This window comes from Actinoplanes sp. NPDC051388 (genome assembly GCF_055586225.1).
The window spans coordinates 305,525-323,360 of record NZ_JBVJIP010000008.1 but is presented as its reverse complement, the minus strand read 5'-3'; the positions used below and the strand labels follow the sequence as shown (position 1 = coordinate 323,360).

Here is a 17,836-nt window from a genome sequence, read left to right as displayed (position 1 = left end):
GTCCGCATGAACATTCCGGGGGAACCTGCGATCCACGTGCGGGGCATGGAGAAGTCCTTCAAGGACCTGAAAGTGCTGCGCGGCGTGGACATCGACGTGGCGCGGGGCAGCATCTTCGCTCTGCTCGGCTCGAACGGGGCCGGCAAGACCACGCTGGTGAAGATCCTGTCCACGCTGCTCCGGGCCGACGCCGGGACGGCCCGGGTGCACGGCTTCGACGTCGCGACCCGGGCCGCCGACGTGCGCGAGTCGATCAGCCTGACCGGGCAGTTCGCGGCGGTCGACGAGATCCTCACCGCGCGGGAGAACCTGATCCTCGTCGCCCGGCTGCGGCACCTCAAGGGTCCGGGCGCGATCGCGGACGAGCTGCTGCAGCGCTTCTCGCTGGCCGAGGCCGGCGGCCGGCGGGTGGCGACCTACTCCGGTGGCATGCGCCGCCGCCTGGACATCGCGATGAGCCTGATCGGGAGCCCGCCGGTCGTCTTCCTCGACGAGCCGACCACCGGGCTGGACCCGGAGGGGCGCATCGAGGTGTGGCAGGCCGTCCGGAAGCTCGCCGAGAGCGGCACCACCGTGCTGCTCACCACCCAGCACCTGGAAGAGGCGGAGCAGCTCGCCGACCGGATCGCGATCCTGCACGAGGGCCGCATCCTGGTGCACGGGACCCTCGACGAGCTCAAACGGCTGCTGCCACCCGCCGAGGTCGAGTACGTCGAGAAGCAGCCAACCCTGGAAACCGTCTTCCTGACCCTGGTGGGGAGCAAGAAATGAACCGGCACTTCCTCGGCGACACCGCGGTCCTGCTGGGCCGCTCGCTGCGCCACATCGCCCGCAGCCCGGACACGATCATCACCACGGTCGTCACGCCGATCGCCATGATGCTGCTGTTCGTCTACGTCCTCGGCGGCGCGATCCAGGCCGGCACCGGCAGGTACGTGAACTACCTACTGCCCGGCATCCTGATCCTCACCATCGCCTCGGGCATCTCCTACACCGCGTACCGGCTCTTCCAAGACCTGCAGAGCGGCATCTTCGAACGGTTCCAGTCGATGCCGATCGCCCGGCCCGCCGTGCTGTGGGCGCACGTCCTGACCTCGCTCGTCGCCAACCTGATCTCGCTCGTCGTGGTCCTGCTGATCGCCCTGCTGATGGGCTTCCGGTCGGGGGCGGGCGTGCTGGGGTGGCTCGCGGTCGCCGGCATCCTCGTCCTGTTCACCCTGGCACTGACCTGGCTCGCCGTGATCCCCGGCCTGACCGCCAGTTCGGTGGACGGCGCGAACGCGTTCGCCTACCCGCTGATCTTCCTGCCGTTCATCAGCTCGGCCTTCGTGCCCACCGCTTCCATGCCGGGTCCGGTGCGCGCCTTCGCCGAGAACCAGCCGGTGACCTCCATCGTCAACACCGTCCGGGACCTGTTCACCGAACAACCGGTCGGCAGCGGCATCTGGGTCGCGCTCGCCTGGTGCGTCGGCCTCCTGGTCGTCGCCTACGTGTTCGCCGTCCTCACCTACCGCCGCCGGATCAGCTGAGCCGACTTTTCCAGGGCAGGATTCGAGAATGCTTACGATCGGGCAACTGGCGGCCTATGCCGGCGTCACGGTTCGCGCGGTGCGGCACTACCACCAGATCGGGCTGCTGCCCGAGCCGGAGCGGGACGCCTCGGGCTACCGGCGGTACCGCGCGTCGGCGGCCGTGTCCCTCATCAAGATCCGCACCCTCGCCGAAGCCGGCGTGCCGCTGTCCCGGATCGGCGAGATGCTCTCCGCCGACGACTCGACATTCGCCGCGGCGGTGGAACAGATCGACAACCACCTGCGCGCCGAGATCGACCGGCTGGAGACGGCCCGCAAGCAGATCGCGCAGCTGGCCGCCGGCGACGGGCTGGTGCTCCCGCCCGAGGTGGTCGCCTATCTCGATCGGCTCCGCGAGATCGGGGCGTCCGAGCGGATCGTGGAGGGCGAGCGGGACGGCTGGATCCTGGGGGCGGCCCGCTGGCCCGACGAGATCCGCAAGTGGATGCCCGCGAAGTTCGCGGCGCTCGAGGACCCGCGGATGGTCCGGCTCTATCGGATCCTGTCGGCGCTCCTCGACGGCGACGAGGCCGAGGCCAAGGAGGAGCTGCTGGTCGAAGCCGCCGACATCATGGCCGCGCTGGCCGAGGAGGCGGAGGCCGCCGGCGTCGTGAACGAGGAGGAGGTGGCCGAGGACGACCTGCCGTTCGACCTGATGGACGATCTCGCCAACCAGGCCCACCCCGGGGCCGAACGCATGCGAGACCTGATGCGCGAGCGAGGCTGGAACGGCTGGGTCCGCTCCGAGCGCATCTAAGCCTCGGCCGGGGTCAGGTGCGATCCTCGGCGCTATGCCACGCGCATGCGCTCGCAGAGGCCTCTCAGTTCGGTGCCGGCGGCGCTGCGGCGGGAGCGCTCGAGCAAGGCCCTCGTCGTCTCGGCGGCCAGGGCCGAGGTGTGCATATGTTGCGGGGCCAGACGTTCAGCGGTCAGCAGGTAGCGGATCGCCTCGCGGTCGTGGTTACGCAGGCGGGCGTAGGCCCGGCCGGCATCGGCGTAGAAGAACACCTGCCGGAAGCTCCGCGGGATGGCCGCCGGGTTGGTCTCCCGGGCGATTCGCGCCGCCAGTCCGGGGTCGCCGCCGTCCACCTCCATGCCGATCCGCCAGATGTTGACGTTCGTCGGTCCGAAGTAGAGCCCCATCGTGGTCGTCTCACCCGTCCGCGCGGCCAGGGCCCCCGCCTCGTCGGCCCGCGCCCGGCTCTCCTCGATCTCCTTCACCCCCCTCCCGGCATACGCGCAAGCGAGCTGCAACGACCCGAACATCTCCACGGCTCCCGGCGCCCCGAGATGTGGCCGCAGCTCATCCGCCGCGCGTCCGGCGAGCGTGACTCCGCGCCGGAGCGCGCCGCACGCGGTGGCCGCGGTCGCTCGTGCATGGGCGGCATAGCCGATCAGCACCGGATCCCCGGTCGCCATGGCCGCATCGCGGCACCGTTCGCCGGCCAGCCAGGCGTCCGCCGGATGGCCGAGGTTGCGCACCACACCAGCGGCCATGAAGGTCACGTGGCACAGCACCCGCAAGGCCGCCGGACCGCCTCCCGCCGCCGCGTGCAGGTCGCGGATCAGATCGGGAAGCAGCCGGATCGCCCCGGCGTAGTCGCACTGCCGCCGCAGCCCGTCCACGAGATCGGCGGTGCGGGCCAGCTCGGCGACCGGCGGTGCGGGGCGATCGGACGGTTCGGTGAGGTCGGCGTCGACCAGCGCCAGGCGGACGGCGTGCACCCGCGCCTGGGCGTCCAGCACGGCCCGGTCGCCGGCCGGCACCGCGACCCCGGCCAGGTCGGCCGGGGAGCACTCCAGCGCGGCTGCGATGTCAGCCAGCACGAAACGGTTGTCCGCCGCCTGCCGGCCGCGCTCGATGCGGCTCCAGGTGGCGTGCGAGATGCCGGCCCGGCCGGCCGCGTGCCGCATGCTCCAGCCGCGCTGCAACCGGCGGCTCTTGATCCGATCCCCGACGGTGGTCATGCCCCGACGCTAACCGCGCGCGGCGGGACCGTGGTGCGCTCGCGTACCGGTCAGAAGTCGCTCTTGCGGATGACGCCGTGCACTCCGGTGGTGCGGTCGACCACCTGGGAGACCTCGAAGTCGGCGGCCGCGGAGAGGTAGGCGTAGGCGACCGCCCGGTCCATGCCGAGGTCGTGCTCGAGGAAGTCGAGGGCGTTGACCACCGCTCGGCGCATGGCGATGTTCAGGTCGCCGCCCTGGCCGTTCCGGATGCCGTCAGGGTCGGAGAGGCCGATCGCCCATCGCCAGGTGCGGGTCGCCCACGTAGAACAGCGCGCCCTCGGCGAACACCGGCAGATAGAAGCTGGCGCCGCGGCCGAGCAGGTTGATGTCGATGTTGCCGCCGCCGAGGGTGGGCGGGATCGAGTTGAGCATGGGGTCGGTCAGCGTGCCGGCCGCGGCCAAGGCGACGCCCATCATGCCCATGAACGGATTCAGCGGGAACGTGACCTGCCGGTGGCGGCCGCGGGGCAGCACGCCGGTCAGGGCGCCGCGGGAGGTGCGCATGGGAGTGAAGACCGGACGGCCGGGCGGCCGCGGCCCGGGCCGGAGATCCCGAGACTCGGCGTGGAACCCTCGCCCGCTCCCACGGTCGGCGGGCCACCGCTCAGCGCGGCATGCGCATCCCCATGAGCGGTCGCCCGTCGATCGGCGTCGTCATCCAGTGCGCCTCGAACTGTTGCGCCGCCGGGGTGAGCAGCAGATGCAGGCGGTGTGGCGTCTCGGTGAAAGCGATGTCCACGGCCAGTCGGCCGTCCTGCCAGGCCTGCGCGGTGGCCGCCGGGCCGGTCTCGGTCCAGCTGCCGGCGTCGTCCAGCGCCACGGTCACCGGGCCGCCTCGGTCGATCAGCGTCAGCCGGTCGGCGCCCACCTCCACGCTGGTCAGGCGCGAGAGGTCGTTCGCCGGCGACGGTGTGTAGACGCCGGAGGTGAGCTTTCCGGGCGTACCGGACGGAAGAGGTCGCGGCAGGGCACCACCCGGCGGCGTCGCCGCCCCTGCCTCTCCGCCGAGGGCCGGGACGAGATGTGCCCAGGCGGCATCGAGCACGCCCTGCATGTCCTCGCTCTGGCCGGTGATCGCGACCACCGCGTCGAGCTCCGGCAACACCAGCATGTACTGGCCGAAGGCGCCGTCCCCGCGATATCCGTGCCGGCTGCGCCAGAACTGGAAGCCGTAGCCCTGGTTCCAGTCGACCTCGGGCTTGCCGGTGGTGATGTGCGACCGGGTGGCCTCGGCGACCCACGCCGGATCCAGCAACCGGCGGCCGTTGAACTCGCCCTCGTTGAGGTAGAGCTGACCGAGCTTGGCGATCGCATCGGTGCGCAGGTGCAGGCCGGAGAAGCCGTGCTCGCGACCGAGCTGGTCGGTGGTCCAGCCCCAGGTGTCGATGCCCAGCGGCTCGAACAGCCGCGGGCGCAGGAACTCGCTGAGCGGCACGCCGTGGACCCGATGGATGATCGCGGAGAGCGCGTAGGTGCACGGCTGGTTGTATGCGAACACGGTGCCCGGGTCGCGCTCCGGCGGCACGAGCAGCAGGCCGAGGAGCAGGTCGCCGTCGCCGGCCGCCCAGGCCTGCTCGATGGTCTCGTCCTCGTGGCCGCTGGACATGGCGGCGACGTCGCGTACCCGGATGGATCTTGATCTTTCGTCGGTGACCCGCAGGTCGAACTCGGGGAAATAGGAGAGCACTGTGGCATCGAGATCCACCGAGCCCTCGGCCACCGCGAAACCCAGTGCGGTCGACGAGAAACTCTTGCTGAGCGAGTAGAGCAGGTGTGGTTTGTCCGGGCCGTAGGGCTCCCACCAGCCCTGGGTGACCACCTCGCCGTGCTGCACGATCATCAGGCTGTGCAGCTCCGCGTGCTCCAGGGCGTCGGTCGCGGCGACGAACTCGGCAACGAGATCCATCCCTGAGTTCTACCAGCAGTCCAGGTTCCGGCCTGACTCCGGAATACGAATGATCTCGCCGATCGGTTCACCTTCGACGCGACTTTGCGCGATTGACTCGGATCTCCGTGCTTTTCGCGGCAATTGATTCATGCGTCAATCATCGACCGGTATGGTCCCCCACGGCGTGCGTCTGATATCGAGGGGGATTCATGAGCATGCTCCGGCTCGGGCACTACGAGCTGCTGCAACGGCTCGGCGGCGGCGGCATGGGCACGGTCTATCTCGGCCGCGCGCCGGACGGCCGGCTGGTCGCCGTCAAGGTGATCCGCGCCGAGCTGGCCTGGGACGACGAGCTGCGCGGCCGCTTCCGCAGCGAGGTCAACCGGCTGCGGCAGGTGCCGTCGTTCTCCACCGCGGCGGTGCTCGACGCCGACTTCTCCAACGACCCGCCCTACCTGGTGGTCGAATATGTGGACGGGCCCAGCCTGGCGCAGCAGGTGCGCGACCACGGGCCGATGGCGCCCGACGCGCTGCACAGCCTGGCGGTCGGCCTCACCACGGCGCTGTCGGCGATCCACGGGGCGGGCGTCATCCACCGCGATCTCAAGCCGGAGAACGTGCTGCTGGCGGTGGGTGGGGTCAAGGTCATCGACTTCGGCATCGCGCGGTCGCTGGAGGCGACCAGCATGCACACGCGGACCGACCAGATGGTGGGGACGGTTGCCTACATGGCGCCGGAGCGGTTCGAGGCGGAGTCGGCCCGGGAGGTGACCACGGCGGCGGACATCTTCGCCTGGGGGGTGATGATGACGTTCGCGGCGACCGGGAGGACGCCGTTCGCGGGGGATTCGGCGCCGGCGACGGCGATGCGGATCATCACGCAGCCGCCGGATCTGCGGGGGGTGCGGGAACCGCTGCGTGGGTTGGTGGAGAGGGCGCTGGTCAAGGATCCGCGGGGGCGGCCGACGGCGCGGGAGTTGCTCGACGGGCTGCTCGCCGCTTCCCACGCCGGGCCTGCGCGCTCTGCTCATGCCGGGCCTGCGCGCTCTGCTCATGCCGGGTCTGGTCGCTCTGCTCATGCCGGGCCTGCAAGCCCTTCTTTTGCCGGCCTTGCCGGCTCTTCTCTTGGCGGCCCTGCCAACCCTCCTTCTGCCGGCCCTGCCGGCTCTTCTCATGCCGGAACGCAGCCGTCCGCTTCGGTGTATTCCGGTCGGATGCCGCGGAAGCGGGCGCGGAATGCGCTGGTCGCGGCGGGTGGGGCGGTCGCGCTTGCCGCGGCGGCGATCCTGGCTTTCTCCGTGGTCCCGCTGGGGTCCGCGGACGAGAGCACCGCCGAGGCCGCGCCCGCCGCGGGGGAACAGCTGGGTGGGGCGGCCGCGGCGGCCGGGTCGCCCGCGGCGGTGCGACCGCGCAAGGCCGCGACCGCGCGGTCGGTCCTCGAGGTGGTTGCGCGGGCCTTCCCCGACCGTACGATCAGCCGCTACTCGACCTACGACCAGAAGGGCCGGACGTGGGTGCAGTTCCTGCTGAACGACGGCACCGGCGCCGGGCGACTGGCCATCGACGTGTCCCGTGACAAGAACCCGGACCGCCCGGAACGCAGCGGCGCGAGCCCGGTCGTCGAGGTGCAACGCCTTCCGGGCAACTGCTATCAGGACGTGGTCGTGACAGCCCAGTGGGACGACGGCACCAACGTGCAGATCGACGTATCCACCTGCCTGCCGTGGGACGGCGAGAAGAACCCGGACGCGCCGCCCGCGCTGACCGTCGACGAGGCTCGGCGGTTGGCTGCCGACCCGAGCTGGGGTGTGACCATGGATGCCGAGATCGTCGACGCGGGCGCCAAGCATTTCTCGAAGTTGCGCCTGCTCGACGGCTGATCCCTTCGTCTCGGATCTCGTAGACCTCCCTTGGTCTCGGATCTCGTAGACCGAGGTCGGTCCGGCCCCTTCCGAAGTTGGTAGCTCCCGATGTGTCCCGCGCGAGGGAATGGGGGCGCTGGCCACCGAGCCGTCGCCGATGGCGGGCATCACCCTGGACGACTTCGTCGAGCGGACCGTCGCGGTGGTGCGCCGCACGGCCCGACATGGCCCGTGCTGCTGTGGGGCGGCAGCATGGCCGGCGCCACGCTCAGCCGGGTGGGCAACGAGGTGCCGCACCTGATCGACCGGCTGGTCTACAGCTCCGCGTTCTGCTGCGTCGACCTGCGCAGTTGCGGTGACTACCTGACCGTGCCCGAGGCCGAGGGCACCAGGTTGATGGACCTGGCCGCGGCCGCGATCGGCGACCCGGCGACGATCGGCGGCTCCCGCATCAACTGGCGCACCGCCGACCCGCAGGTGCTGGCCTTGCTGAAGGGCGCCTTCCTGGCCGAGGCGACGGAGGCGGAGTTCCTGCACATGCTCAACGCCCAGCAGCCCGACGAGTCCGCTCAGGTGCCCCTCGACGACGCCCGCGGGCACCGGGAGACGTGGGGGCGCATTCCGCGCACGTACATCCGGCACACCCGAGACCGGTGCCTGCCCGTGGCCCTGCAGGACCGCATGATCGCCGAAGCCGACCGCCTGACCCCACGCAACCGCTTCGACGTCCGCTCGGTCGCAACGTCCCACTTCCCCGACACAGCCGGCTGGACCGAAACGATCGACCTCGTCGACGAGTTGGCCCAAGCTCTCTGACCCGGGCCGGAGAGCCGTGCGAAACTCGCCTCCGGCCGCCGCGGCCGCAAGCTCGCGGCCTCCAGGCGCGCGCTGTGAGAGTCGGTGGTTCAGGCCGTGGTCGTCGGGACCTTCTTGGCAAACGGCGACCGCCGCCGTGCCGAGACCTGACCGCTCGACGGGCAGCGGGCACCGGGCAGGGCACCACCTGTCCTGAACGGACGACGTCTCCGTCGGCGGGGTCCGGATCCGGGCCGGCGACCTGGCCGGCAGCTCCTGCGGAGTCAGCTGACTCGGAGGTAGCGGATGTGGGTGCTCAGCGGTGAGTGGAGCACCTCGACGGGTTCGAAGCCGAAGGATTCGACGCCGTCGAAGATGCGCTCGCCCGAACCGAGCAGGACCGGGGCGATGTCGAGCGTGAACTCGTCGATCACGCCGGCGATCAGGGCCTGCCGGACGGTCGAAGCCCCACCGGCGATGTCCACGCCCTTGTCGCCGGCGGTCTCGCGCGCTGCGGCGTAGGCCGCGTCGAAGCCTCCGGTCACGAAGTGGAAGGTCGTCCCGCCTTCCATCTCGATCGGGTCATGTGCGTAATGGGTCAGCACGAACACCGGCGCGTGATATGGCGGCTCCGGGCCCCACCACCCGGTCCATTCCTCTTCCCAGTCCCCGCGGATCGGGCCGAACATGTTCCGGCCCATCACATAGGCGCCCCGGGGACGCATGAGCCACCCGGCCGCGACCTTGTCGGCATCGTTGGCTCGCGGGTCGCCGATGTGCCAGCCGTGCACCTCTCGCCCGCGCTTGCCCAGGGGGTCGTCGCGGCTCTGGTCCGGCCCGGCGGCGAAGCCGTCCAGCGAGATCGACATGTGGCAGGTCGTGTCCGTCACCGCGAACCTCCTGGGTGGTTGCGACTCGCAAGCGGCCGTGCGGACGTTAGCAGGTGGCGGCTGACCTCAAATGCCGGACACGGGATGGTGCAGCGGAGATCAGGCCGGCCGCGTCCGGGCTGCGCGATCAGCGCCGAGGTGGAGCTGCTCGGCGGCCGCTGGTCGCGGCTGGGCCTGCGCCATGTCATGGTCGGCAACCGGCGACACTTCCGCATCCGACAGGAAGGCTCCGCCGACCGTCTCCGCCGACCGTCTCCGCCGGCTGGTCGCCGACGGTCTTCTTCCCAGGCGCACACCGGGCCGTGGTAGCGCGCCGAATTCAGCGTCACCGAGGGCGCGATCCAACTCGTCCGGTCTTGGCCGCACCCGACGGTCGTCGGGTCGTCGGGATGCCGGAACGGGCGCGGCCGGAGGCCGCGCCCGTCCTTCCACTCCTGAGTAAAGACCGCGGCTTATGGCGCGTGCCAGGCCTGGAGGTCCATCACCAGGTCGGTCGTGCCGGTGGAGTTGTTGCGGACGCTGATCTTGCCGTTGGCGCCGACCCGGACCGCGGAGAAGCAGGAGCGGGCGCTGGTGTTCGCGGGTGGGTAGTTCAGCAGGGAGGTGATGGTCTCCGTGCCGGCGGTGGGCCAGGCTCGCAGGTAGCCGGTGGCGGCGTTGTTGATGACGGTCAGGTTGACCAGCGCCGTCGAGCCGGGTGGCAGGCCTGTGGCGATCTCGGTTGCCGCGTTGGCGGCCAGCGGGGTCTGCGGGCCGTCGGAGCGGGTGTCGAGCAGGCGGCGGGCCGGGAGGGTGCGCAGGCCGGCGCCGGTGGTCGCGGTCGGGGTGAAATAGCCCTCGGCGGTGATCACCAGGTTGATCGCGGTGCCGCCGGGGCTGTTCGTGAAGGTGGCCCGGCCGTCTGTGCCGACCTTCACCGTCACGCCGTGGGACGTGGTGCCGGTCACGTAGTCCATCACGCTGCGCGTGGTGCCTCCGGTGGCGAAGGTTCCCACCCAGCCCTGGCCGGTCGCGCCGGTGGCGATCAGGTTGATCATCAGGCCGGTGGAGCCGGTCGGGACCACGCCGCCGGTCAGGGTGAAAGCGCGGCTGGTGCCGGGGTTGAGGACGCCCGCGGTGCCGCCCAGGCCGCTTCTGGTGTCGACCAGGCGGGTCGGGGTCACCGGCACGAAGCCGCTGCCGGCGGTGGTCGGCGCCTTGGTGTAATAGCCCTCCACGTCGGCGACCATGTGCACGCCGGCGCCGCTGTTGTAGATCGACACCTTGCCGGTCGCCGACACCGGCACCACTGCCGTGTTCGAGATGATCTGGTGGTCGTCGGCGTTGACCATCGACACCGGGCGGCGCGCGGTGCCCTCCGGGAAGAGCGACAGGTAGGTGCCCGAGGCCACCGTGATGGCGGTGACGTCCAGCAGCACCGCGGAGACTCCGGTCGCGGGCACGCCGCCGACGCCCGTCACCTGGAACGTGGTCGTCGCTCCGGCTGCCCGGGCGCCGGTCGGCGCGCCGATCGCGCTGCGCGTGTCGAGCACCGCCGCGCTGGTGGCCATCCGCACGAAGTTGTCGCCGCGGGTGTGCGACCGGATCCAGTCGCCCAGGTCGTCCAGCCGGGTCTCGACGGTCTCGTTGGTGGTCTGGTCGGCGGGCATGCCGAAGCAGCCGGCCTGCCCGGAGGAGTGGTGCAGCCCGGCGAGGCGGAAGGAGGTGCCGTCCGGCCGCAGGGTGGGGCCGCCGGAGTCGCCCTTGCAGATCGAGGCCGGGGTCTCGGGCGGGGCGACCAGGCGGAAGGAGGTGCCGTCGGGGCCGATCTCCTGCACGGTGAGCGCGGCGGTGTGCAGCCGCTCGGGCACCCATTGGGTCGCGGTGCGCCCGAAGCCGGCCACCCGCAGCGTCTCGCCGGCCACCGGCGCGGTGCTCGCGAGCGGCACCGGCGTCGCGGCGGTGATCGGCGCGGCCAGCTTGGCCAGCAGCACGTCACGGCTGGGGTGCGGGACGACCTGGGTGACCGAGTGCTGCTGGCCGCCGGTGGTCGCGGCGAGATCGGTGCGGCCGATCGTGACCGTCATCGGCGCCGGTGGGGGACCGGCGGTCACGGTGCTGTCGGACACGCAGGACGCGGAGGTGACGATCCACTCCGGGTCGATCAGCGCACCCGAGCAGGCTCGGGCGGTGTCACCGACCAGGATGTGCGCCGCGAAACCGTAACCCTCCGTGGGCGCCGGCTCGCCGCCGCTCACGCCGGCCGCGGGACCCGCGGCCCACCAGCCGCCGAGCACCATCAGCCCGGCCGCGACGCCGGCCGCACAGGCACGACGCATCACACTGCCCGTCATCGAATCCCCCGTGTTTCCCTCGTCCGCAACGGTGCGCAGCGGTCAGATTAGGCCGTCGGGCCGCGGCGCGTCACCCCGGGGCATCCACATCGGTGGATTGGATGGAGAAGTCCAGTTCGGACGTTGGCGCAAAATCGGGTGCGCGGTGGCCCGGCCGGTTCCTAGGCTGGCCGGATGTCCATCGAAGCCGCCCGCGCCGCCGAGGTGCTCGCCGCCCTGTCCAGCCCCACCCGCCTGCGGGTCTTCGCCGAGCTGGCGCACCGCGGCAAGGAGGGCGCCACCCTGGCCGAGCTGGCCTATCCGCTCGACCTCTCGAAGGCCGAGGTGGGCGACGCGTGCGCCCGGCTGGTCGGTCTCGGCATCGCCAGTGGCACCGGCGACGGCGTCTACCGCGCCAAGATCGGTGAGCTGCGCGAGGCGGCCGCGGCGGTGGACCGGCTGCAGCCGATCGCCGGCGTGCTGGCGGGATATCCGCAGCTGCGCGGTCATTTCGCGCACGGCCGGCTGAGCAGCATGCCGCCCACGATGAGCCCGAAGTACGCGGAGCTCGGCGAGCTGCTGGTCCGCTTCCTCGCGCTGGACGGGCTCTATGAAGAGAGCGAGATCAACCGCAAGCTGGCGACGATCACCGACGACGTCGCCGCGGTCCGCCGGATGCTCGTCGACACCGGCTGGCTCGAGCGGGACCGGGCCGGCACCACCTACGGCGTGGCCCGCCAGCCGACGCCACTCTGAGCTCAGGTGCAGCGGATTCGCAGCCATTGCTCGTGGGGCACCGCGTCGCGGACGAGGTCCAGCCGTTTCAGGATGTCGTCCAGCTGGTCCGGTGCTGCGACGTATTCCAGCACCGCGGTCTGGAAGGCCGCCGCCATCGTGGTCGGCATCGCGTCCGAGGCGTCCAGGCACCGGCTCTGCGCGGTGCTCAGCGTCTCCGCGACGGTCTTCCGCGGGCCGGTGTAGATCGCCGGATTCGGGCTCGCCGGCAACACCGTCTCGCCGCTCAGCCGCACCCAGGCCTTGCCGTCGACCAGGAACTTCAGCAGCTCCTCGGCGTCCTGCGAGGTCGAGAACCGGGCCGCGAAGTCGGCGGAGACCTCGACCGCACCACCCTTGCCCGGCGGGAAGGTCAGGAACTCGCCGGACTCGCCGGCGAAGAACGAGCTCTGGTGCATCGGCCCGCAGCCGCCCGCGGACATCTTCTGGGCCGCCTCGGCCGGGCTGGTCAGCAGCGCCTCCCGCGGGTCGCCCACGAAGTCACCGAATCGTTCGAAGGCCTTCCGCACCCGCTCGTCGGTCCACGGGACGTCCCCGGCCACCCAGTCCTGATAGGTCGCCGGGCCCTCGGTGTGCAGCAGGAGATCCTCGATCCAGTCGGTGCCCGGCCACCCCGGCACCGACGCCGCGCCCAACCCGAGGCACCACGGCGCGCCGATCTTGTCGAGATCGGCCAGGGTCGCCGGGGCGGACGGCTCGAAGCCGGCGGAGTGGATGATCAGGCTCTTGAGGTCGATCTTGACGGCCACCGCGTACGCCTCGGCGCCCCGCCACAGCGCACGGTGGTTGACCGCCACCGGGCCCTCCAACGGCGGTGACACCCCGTCGAGCACGGACGTGACCGGCTGGGCGAGCTCCTCGGTCGCATAGCCGGCCAGTTCGCCCACGTTCGGCATGATCGCGATGTCCGGCAGCGTCCCGTCCCGGATCTTGGCGCTCAGCGCCCGGCCGATGTCGCGGGTGCCCTGGTAGTCGATCTCCACGTCGTGTGCCGCCTCGAACTCGTCCAGCACCTTGCGGAACACGTCGCTCTCGTCCTCGTTGTCGAGCGCCTCGGGCAGCCACGGGCCGAGCACCACCAGCGCGCGATCGGCGGCCCCGCCGCCACCGCACGCGGCCACCGCCGGCCCGAGCACCAGGAGCACGGCCAGCACAGCGCACGTCCGGAAAACCTGAGATCTCATCGCCGCCGGAACCTGTATTCCTCGATGCGGGGCAGGAGCCCCAGGGTGATCAGGAACCCGGCCAGCAGCGCGACCACGATCACCGTGACGGTGCTGCGGGCCGCCGTGGCCGCGGCCGACTGGGCGGTGATGCTGACCGAGTTGGCCATGGTCAGCAGCTGGCGGTCGGTGGCCACCGGCGGGGCGGTCGCGCAGCCCTGCTGCTCGGGTGTCCGCCAGGCGTTCTTCCGGTGCAGCTGGTGCAGGCTGTCGCAGGCCCGGACCTCGGCCGCGTCGGCCCGGACCCGATAGGTGCCGACCAGCGTGGCCAGCTTCTGCCGGCCGGTCGTCATCTGCTCGTCCGCATCCAGCGACAGCACGGCGGTCACGCCCAGCACGGCGGTGACCGCGGCGGCGGCCAGCAGCGGCGCGCTCAGCGTGCGCCGGAACCGCCGGGACAGCCAGACCTGAGCCCAGCCGAGCAGCCCGGCCAGGATCACCAGCGGCGCCGCCCAGAGCAGGTGCCGGCCCCACGGCGGCCGGGCCGGCGCCGCCTTGTCCACCGCGCCGACCAGGGTGTCCAGCTGGGCCAGCATCTCGTCGTGCAGGAACTGGTGTGCGTACTGCAGATAGGCCTGGGGCAGCAGGTCGGTGGCCTTGCCGCGGAAGGCCTGCTCGACCAGTCCGGTGTAGGTGATCAGCAGGCCGTTCATCACCTGCACGCCCTCGGCGGCGGTGCCGCCGATGTCCGCCCGGGCGACCTGCGCGAGTTGTCGCCCGGCCGCGGCGATGGACGTCCGGTACGCCGCACCCGGCCCGGAACCGACCGGCCGATCCCAGAAGCTGTTGAGCGCCTCGGCGTCCGCCTCCACCAGCGACTGGCGCGCCGCCGCCAGCCCTTCCCGGGCCGGCGCCTCCCCGGCCAGCAGCGCGTTCGCGTCGCGGCGGGCCAGATCGGTCGCCACCACCGCGCCGGCCAGCGTGGCCAGGGTGGCGGCCAGCAGAGCGATCCAGAGCCGGAACACGGTCCGGCGGGTGCCGGTCACAGCGGCCGCCGGCACTGTGGGCAGAACTTGGCCGAGCCCGGCACGACCCGTCCGCACACGCAGGTGCGGTCCGGCCCGGCGTCCGCCGGCGGCGGCTGCCGGCTCGACCGGCTGAGCTGGGAGAAGCGGGACTCGGTCTCGAGCGCGAGCAGGTCTTCCACCTGTACGTCGGCACGCAGCCGCACCCGGCCACCGCCGTCCTCCACCCGCACCACCCGGCCGAGCCGGCCGAGCATGTCGTGGTCGCCGGCCCGCTGCGCGATCACCAGCGCCCGCCCGAAGTGCGCCTCGGCCTGGTCCCGCTGCTCCTTCAGATAGGCCCCGCAGCCGTCTCCGATCACCCGGCTGAGCTCCTCCTGTTCGGAGTATTCGCGCAGCTTGGGGTCCGGCAGCGCGGACCGGTAGTCGTCGGCGATCCGGCGCACCAGCACCAGCGCCGGCGCGCCCTGCCGCCGGCCGTCGGTGAGCAGATCGATGCGCCCGGCCAGCAGATCCTCGCTCAGGTCGCCGGTGTCGCCCACGTCCACGCACAGGTCGAAGTCGCGCTGCTCGCCGGGCGCCCAGGCGCCGGTGGCGACCTCCAGCGCGCCGTCCGCGACCGGCCGCAGGTGCGCGGCCAGGTCGGCCTTCACCGGATGCACCTGACGCAGGTGCTTGAGCTCGGCGAACGGGCTGAGCTTGAGCCGCAGCACCAGTTCGGGCACCGACTTGGCGGTCCAGGTGCGCATGATCGCCCGGAACTCGGCGGCCAGGTCGCTGTCGCCGGTCACCGCCCGGGCCTGGCCGCGCAGCGCCTCGGCGATGCCGATCAGCTCCCGCGCGTTCCAGTCGGCGCCGATGCCGCGGGCGTCGCACTGGAAGACGTGCCGGCACTCGGCCAGCGCGCGAGTCAGGTGCCCGGCTCGTTCGGCGTTGCGGCCGTCGGTCAGCAGCGTCACGTGCCGCACGTCGTAGCCCTGGTCGACGAGCAGCCACCGGGCCAGGTTGAGCCAGGTGCTCATCGCCGTCCCGCCGTACGCCCGCAGCTTCTTGATCGCCGACCGCGCCTCGCGACGGGTCCGCGGCCCGGCCACCGCGAGTTCCTGGATCAGCGGGTAGACCATCCGGGCGTCCTGGTCGCCGGCCACCACCGCGAACAACGCGCCGTCGGGCAGCGCGTCCACCGCCTCCACCGTGGCCCGGCGGGCGTCCGCCATCTTGGGACCGACCATCATCGACCCGGACGTGTCCACGACGATGACCTCGGCGAGAGCGGCGGGCGGGCCGCCGGACGTGGGAGCACCGGCCGTCACGGTGAGCACCGCACGCACCTCGGTCACGCCCAGCGCCACGTGCTTGTGGTCGCTGATCACCAGGCCGAATTCGTCCATCACCGCCACCAGGTCAGCAGGGTCCGCGGCCGCACCCGGTTGGCCAGGTCGACCAGGATCTCGTGGTCGCGCGGCGTGCGCGCCTGTGCGGCCAGCTCCCGATAGGAGAGCTCGAGCCGCCTCGCCGTGTCCTGGTCCGGCGACGAAGAGGTCTCGAAGGCGGCCTGCCGGATGACGGCGGTGAGCCGGCGTCTCGCGTCGCCGCCGTCCAGCCGCAACTCGGGCAGCCGCCGTGCCGCCTCGGACACGTCCGCCTCGGCCGGCCGGTCCGGCAGCGCCTCGGCGAAGGCGCGGGTGGCGGCGATCCGGGCGGCGTCCCGATGCGGGGACATCGTCGGCACCTCGTCGAGCACGGCCGCCGCGCCGGCCCGGTCACCGGCCCGCAACCGCAGCCGGGCCAGCCCGAACGCGGCGCTGGTCTGCGACCGGTCGCGCAGCCACACCGCTCGGAAGAGGTCCTCGGAGTCGCCGGAGCGCTCGGCGCAGAGCGCGAGGGCCAGCTTGGGCGCGACCTCACCGGGCCAGAAGTCGCGCACCGCGGTGAACTCCCCGCGAGCGGCCGCGATGTCGCCGCTCGCGAAGGCCAGCAGACCGCTGTACCACTCCAGCCGCCACGCTCCGGGCGTACCGCCCAGGGTTGTCTCCGCGGCGCGGAGGCACAGCTCGGCCGGCGCCGTGTCGCCGAGCTCGAGGTGCGCCCGGCAACCGCGCAACCACAGCTCGGCCGAGTCGTCGTCGCCCTGCGTGAGGCGGGCGATCAGGTCGCGGGGGTCGTGCCGGACGCCGCTGCCGAGGAAGCGCGCACCCGGGTCGTGTGGGTCGATCCGGGGGATCGGCAGGCCGAGCGCGACCGAGCGGTTGGACGGCGGATCGGCGATGCCGGCCGGCAACCGGGTGGCGGTCCAGCGCTCCAGCGGCGGCACCGCGCCCAGCCCGCCGTCGATCACCGCGGCGGTCGGCGCGAAGAGCAGCGACGCGGCCGCGTGCTCGGCCCGGTCACGCAGCGAGAGCAGTTCGCGCAGCACGCCGAGCAGCTGCTCGGACATCTCGGCGGCGGAGGCGAACCGGCGCGGGTAGTCCTCGTCGGTGGCCCGGCGCAGCAGCTGCCGGAAGGACTCGGCGGCGACCGGCGGCACGTCCTCGGCCCGGCCGGCGTCCTCGAACAGCCGCTTCAGCGTGCGGCCGAGCGTGAACACGTCGGACTTGACCGTCGCGCCGCGGGACTGCATCTCGGCCTCCGGCGCCTGGTAGCCCCGGGTGCCGACCGAGGCGCGGTTGGCGGCCGCGATCTCGCTCATGCCGCCCAGATCGATCACCGTGATCCGGTCGCTGCCGCGCATCACGTTGGCCGGCTTCATGTCGCAATAGAGCAGCCCCTGGCCGTGCAGGTAGTCCATCGCGGCGAGGATCTCGTGGCCCATGCCCAGGATGTGCTCGAGCGGCAGCCGCCCGCAGCCCATCGGGCAGGACCGCGCCGTGCGCCGCACCTCGTCCAGCGACGGACCGTCCACATATTCCATCACGATGTAACCGGTGTGCTCGGCCGTGTCGGCGTCGGCGTGCGTGACGGCGTTGTAGATCCGCACGATGTTGGGGTGATGCAGCCGGGTCAGGTATTGCCGCTCCCGCACGGCCATCTCCGCGGCCCGGCTGTCGTGCGCGTTGATCAGTCCCTTGAGGACCACGTAGTTGCCGTCGAGATGCCGGTCGCGGGCCAGATAGACCCAGCCGAAACCGGACTGCGCCAGCGGGCCCATCACTTCGTATTGCCCCGCGACCAGGTCCCCCTTCTTGAGCTTGGGCTGGAACGAATAGGGATGCCCGCACTTGTCGCAACCACCCTCGAGCAGGCCCGGCTGCCCCCGGTAACTCCCGCCGATCTCGCCATCGCAGCCCTGCCAGCCACACCGTCGGCGCGAGCTGAGCAGTTCGGTGCCGTCCATCAGCCGGCTGGTCGGATCGGAGGCGACCAGCACCGGCAGCGGCACCAGCCCGGCGACGTCGAAGCTCCCGGCCGCGTCCGCCCCGGCGGCCAGCGGGCAGTCCGCACTGTGCACGCCGGCGGTGGGCACCGCGAAGACCGGTTCTTCGGGTACGACCACAGCGGCCCGAAAACACGTGTCACAGAAGCCGG

General features: G+C 72.0%; 16 protein-coding genes. 6 read left to right on the top strand and 10 right to left on the bottom strand.

Annotated features, from left to right (window positions below):
- Nucleotides 1-6: 6 nt before the first annotated feature.
- The 3 genes from ACZ6TI_RS22205 to ACZ6TI_RS22195 are packed head-to-tail and all read left to right on the top strand — an operon-like array spanning nucleotide 7 to nucleotide 2,328.
- Nucleotides 7-771 (top strand): ABC transporter ATP-binding protein, encoded by a 765-nt coding sequence (locus ACZ6TI_RS22205; RefSeq protein WP_465346997.1) that lies wholly within the window; start codon nucleotides 7-9, stop codon nucleotides 769-771.
- Nucleotides 768-1,529 carry an ABC transporter permease gene (locus tag ACZ6TI_RS22200; RefSeq protein ID WP_465346996.1) on the top strand — a complete coding sequence of 254 codons (762 nt, stop codon included), beginning with the start codon at nucleotides 768-770 and terminating at the stop codon, nucleotides 1,527-1,529. Before ACZ6TI_RS22205 ends, ACZ6TI_RS22200 begins: the two co-directional genes overlap by 4 nt.
- Before the next feature lie 28 nt (nucleotides 1,530-1,557).
- Nucleotides 1,558-2,328, top strand: coding sequence for a MerR family transcriptional regulator (locus ACZ6TI_RS22195; protein WP_465346995.1), 771 nt, complete (start codon nucleotides 1,558-1,560; stop codon nucleotides 2,326-2,328).
- 32 nt (nucleotides 2,329-2,360) lie between these two features.
- Here the strand turns inward: ACZ6TI_RS22195 and ACZ6TI_RS22190 are convergent, their stop codons facing one another.
- From ACZ6TI_RS22190 to ACZ6TI_RS22175, 4 genes are all read right to left on the bottom strand, one after another.
- The gene (locus tag ACZ6TI_RS22190; protein ID WP_465346994.1) at nucleotides 2,361-3,539 is read right to left on the bottom strand and encodes a helix-turn-helix domain-containing protein; all 1,179 of its coding nucleotides are present in this window, start codon (nucleotides 3,537-3,539) and stop codon (nucleotides 2,361-2,363) included.
- A gap of 50 nt (nucleotides 3,540-3,589) precedes the next feature.
- Nucleotides 3,590-3,754 (bottom strand): hypothetical protein, encoded by a 165-nt coding sequence (locus tag ACZ6TI_RS22185; RefSeq protein ID WP_465346993.1) that lies wholly within the window; start codon nucleotides 3,752-3,754, stop codon nucleotides 3,590-3,592.
- A gap of 40 nt (nucleotides 3,755-3,794) precedes the next feature.
- Nucleotides 3,795-4,085, bottom strand: coding sequence for an acetamidase/formamidase family protein (locus tag ACZ6TI_RS22180; RefSeq protein WP_465346992.1), 291 nt, complete (start codon nucleotides 4,083-4,085; stop codon nucleotides 3,795-3,797).
- A 100-nt stretch (nucleotides 4,086-4,185) separates the two neighbouring features.
- Nucleotides 4,186-5,487, bottom strand: a complete 1,302-nt coding sequence (locus ACZ6TI_RS22175; protein WP_465346991.1) for a serine hydrolase domain-containing protein — start codon at nucleotides 5,485-5,487, stop codon at nucleotides 4,186-4,188.
- 191 nt (nucleotides 5,488-5,678) lie between these two features.
- Between ACZ6TI_RS22175 and ACZ6TI_RS22170 the strand changes: the two genes are divergently transcribed.
- Both ACZ6TI_RS22170 and ACZ6TI_RS22165 read left to right on the top strand, forming a co-directional pair.
- Nucleotides 5,679-7,349 carry a serine/threonine protein kinase gene (locus ACZ6TI_RS22170; RefSeq protein ID WP_465346990.1) on the top strand — a complete coding sequence of 557 codons (1,671 nt, stop codon included), beginning with the start codon at nucleotides 5,679-5,681 and terminating at the stop codon, nucleotides 7,347-7,349.
- A 213-nt stretch (nucleotides 7,350-7,562) separates the two neighbouring features.
- Nucleotides 7,563-8,147 (top strand): alpha/beta hydrolase, encoded by a 585-nt coding sequence (locus tag ACZ6TI_RS22165; RefSeq protein WP_465346989.1) that lies wholly within the window; start codon nucleotides 7,563-7,565, stop codon nucleotides 8,145-8,147.
- 263 nt (nucleotides 8,148-8,410) lie between these two features.
- Here the strand turns inward: ACZ6TI_RS22165 and ACZ6TI_RS22160 are convergent, their stop codons facing one another.
- Nucleotides 8,411-9,016 carry a dihydrofolate reductase family protein gene (locus ACZ6TI_RS22160; protein WP_465346988.1) on the bottom strand — a complete coding sequence of 202 codons (606 nt, stop codon included), beginning with the start codon at nucleotides 9,014-9,016 and terminating at the stop codon, nucleotides 8,411-8,413.
- 452 nt (nucleotides 9,017-9,468) lie between these two features.
- On the bottom strand, nucleotides 9,469-11,349 hold the full coding sequence (locus tag ACZ6TI_RS22155) for a trypsin-like serine protease (protein ID WP_465346987.1): 1,881 nt from the start codon (nucleotides 11,347-11,349) through the stop codon (nucleotides 9,469-9,471).
- Between the two features lie 174 nt (nucleotides 11,350-11,523).
- On the opposite strand from ACZ6TI_RS22155, the gene ACZ6TI_RS22150 reads away from it, so the two are divergent.
- Nucleotides 11,524-12,084, top strand: a complete 561-nt coding sequence (locus tag ACZ6TI_RS22150; RefSeq protein WP_465346986.1) for a DUF2087 domain-containing protein — start codon at nucleotides 11,524-11,526, stop codon at nucleotides 12,082-12,084.
- A 2-nt stretch (nucleotides 12,085-12,086) separates the two neighbouring features.
- Here ACZ6TI_RS22150 and ACZ6TI_RS22145 read toward each other — a convergent pair whose 3' ends face one another.
- Genes ACZ6TI_RS22145 through ACZ6TI_RS22130 form a run of 4 tightly spaced genes read right to left on the bottom strand, consistent with a single transcriptional unit; the run spans nucleotide 12,087 to nucleotide 17,804 of the window.
- Complete coding sequence (locus tag ACZ6TI_RS22145) at nucleotides 12,087-13,307, bottom strand: ABC transporter substrate-binding protein (protein WP_465346985.1); 1,221 nt, start codon at nucleotides 13,305-13,307, stop codon at nucleotides 12,087-12,089.
- Nucleotides 13,304-14,332: a hypothetical protein gene (locus ACZ6TI_RS22140; protein ID WP_465346984.1), complete on the bottom strand. Its 1,029-nt coding sequence runs from the start codon at nucleotides 14,330-14,332 to the stop codon at nucleotides 13,304-13,306. The genes ACZ6TI_RS22145 and ACZ6TI_RS22140 overlap by 4 nt, the downstream gene beginning before the upstream one ends.
- Nucleotides 14,329-15,702: a vWA domain-containing protein gene (locus tag ACZ6TI_RS22135; RefSeq protein WP_465346983.1), complete on the bottom strand. Its 1,374-nt coding sequence runs from the start codon at nucleotides 15,700-15,702 to the stop codon at nucleotides 14,329-14,331. The genes ACZ6TI_RS22140 and ACZ6TI_RS22135 overlap by 4 nt, the downstream gene beginning before the upstream one ends.
- Nucleotides 15,702-17,804, bottom strand: a complete 2,103-nt coding sequence (locus ACZ6TI_RS22130; RefSeq protein WP_465346982.1) for a tetratricopeptide repeat protein — start codon at nucleotides 17,802-17,804, stop codon at nucleotides 15,702-15,704. The genes ACZ6TI_RS22135 and ACZ6TI_RS22130 overlap by 1 nt, the downstream gene beginning before the upstream one ends.
- Nucleotides 17,805-17,836 lie beyond the last annotated feature (32 nt).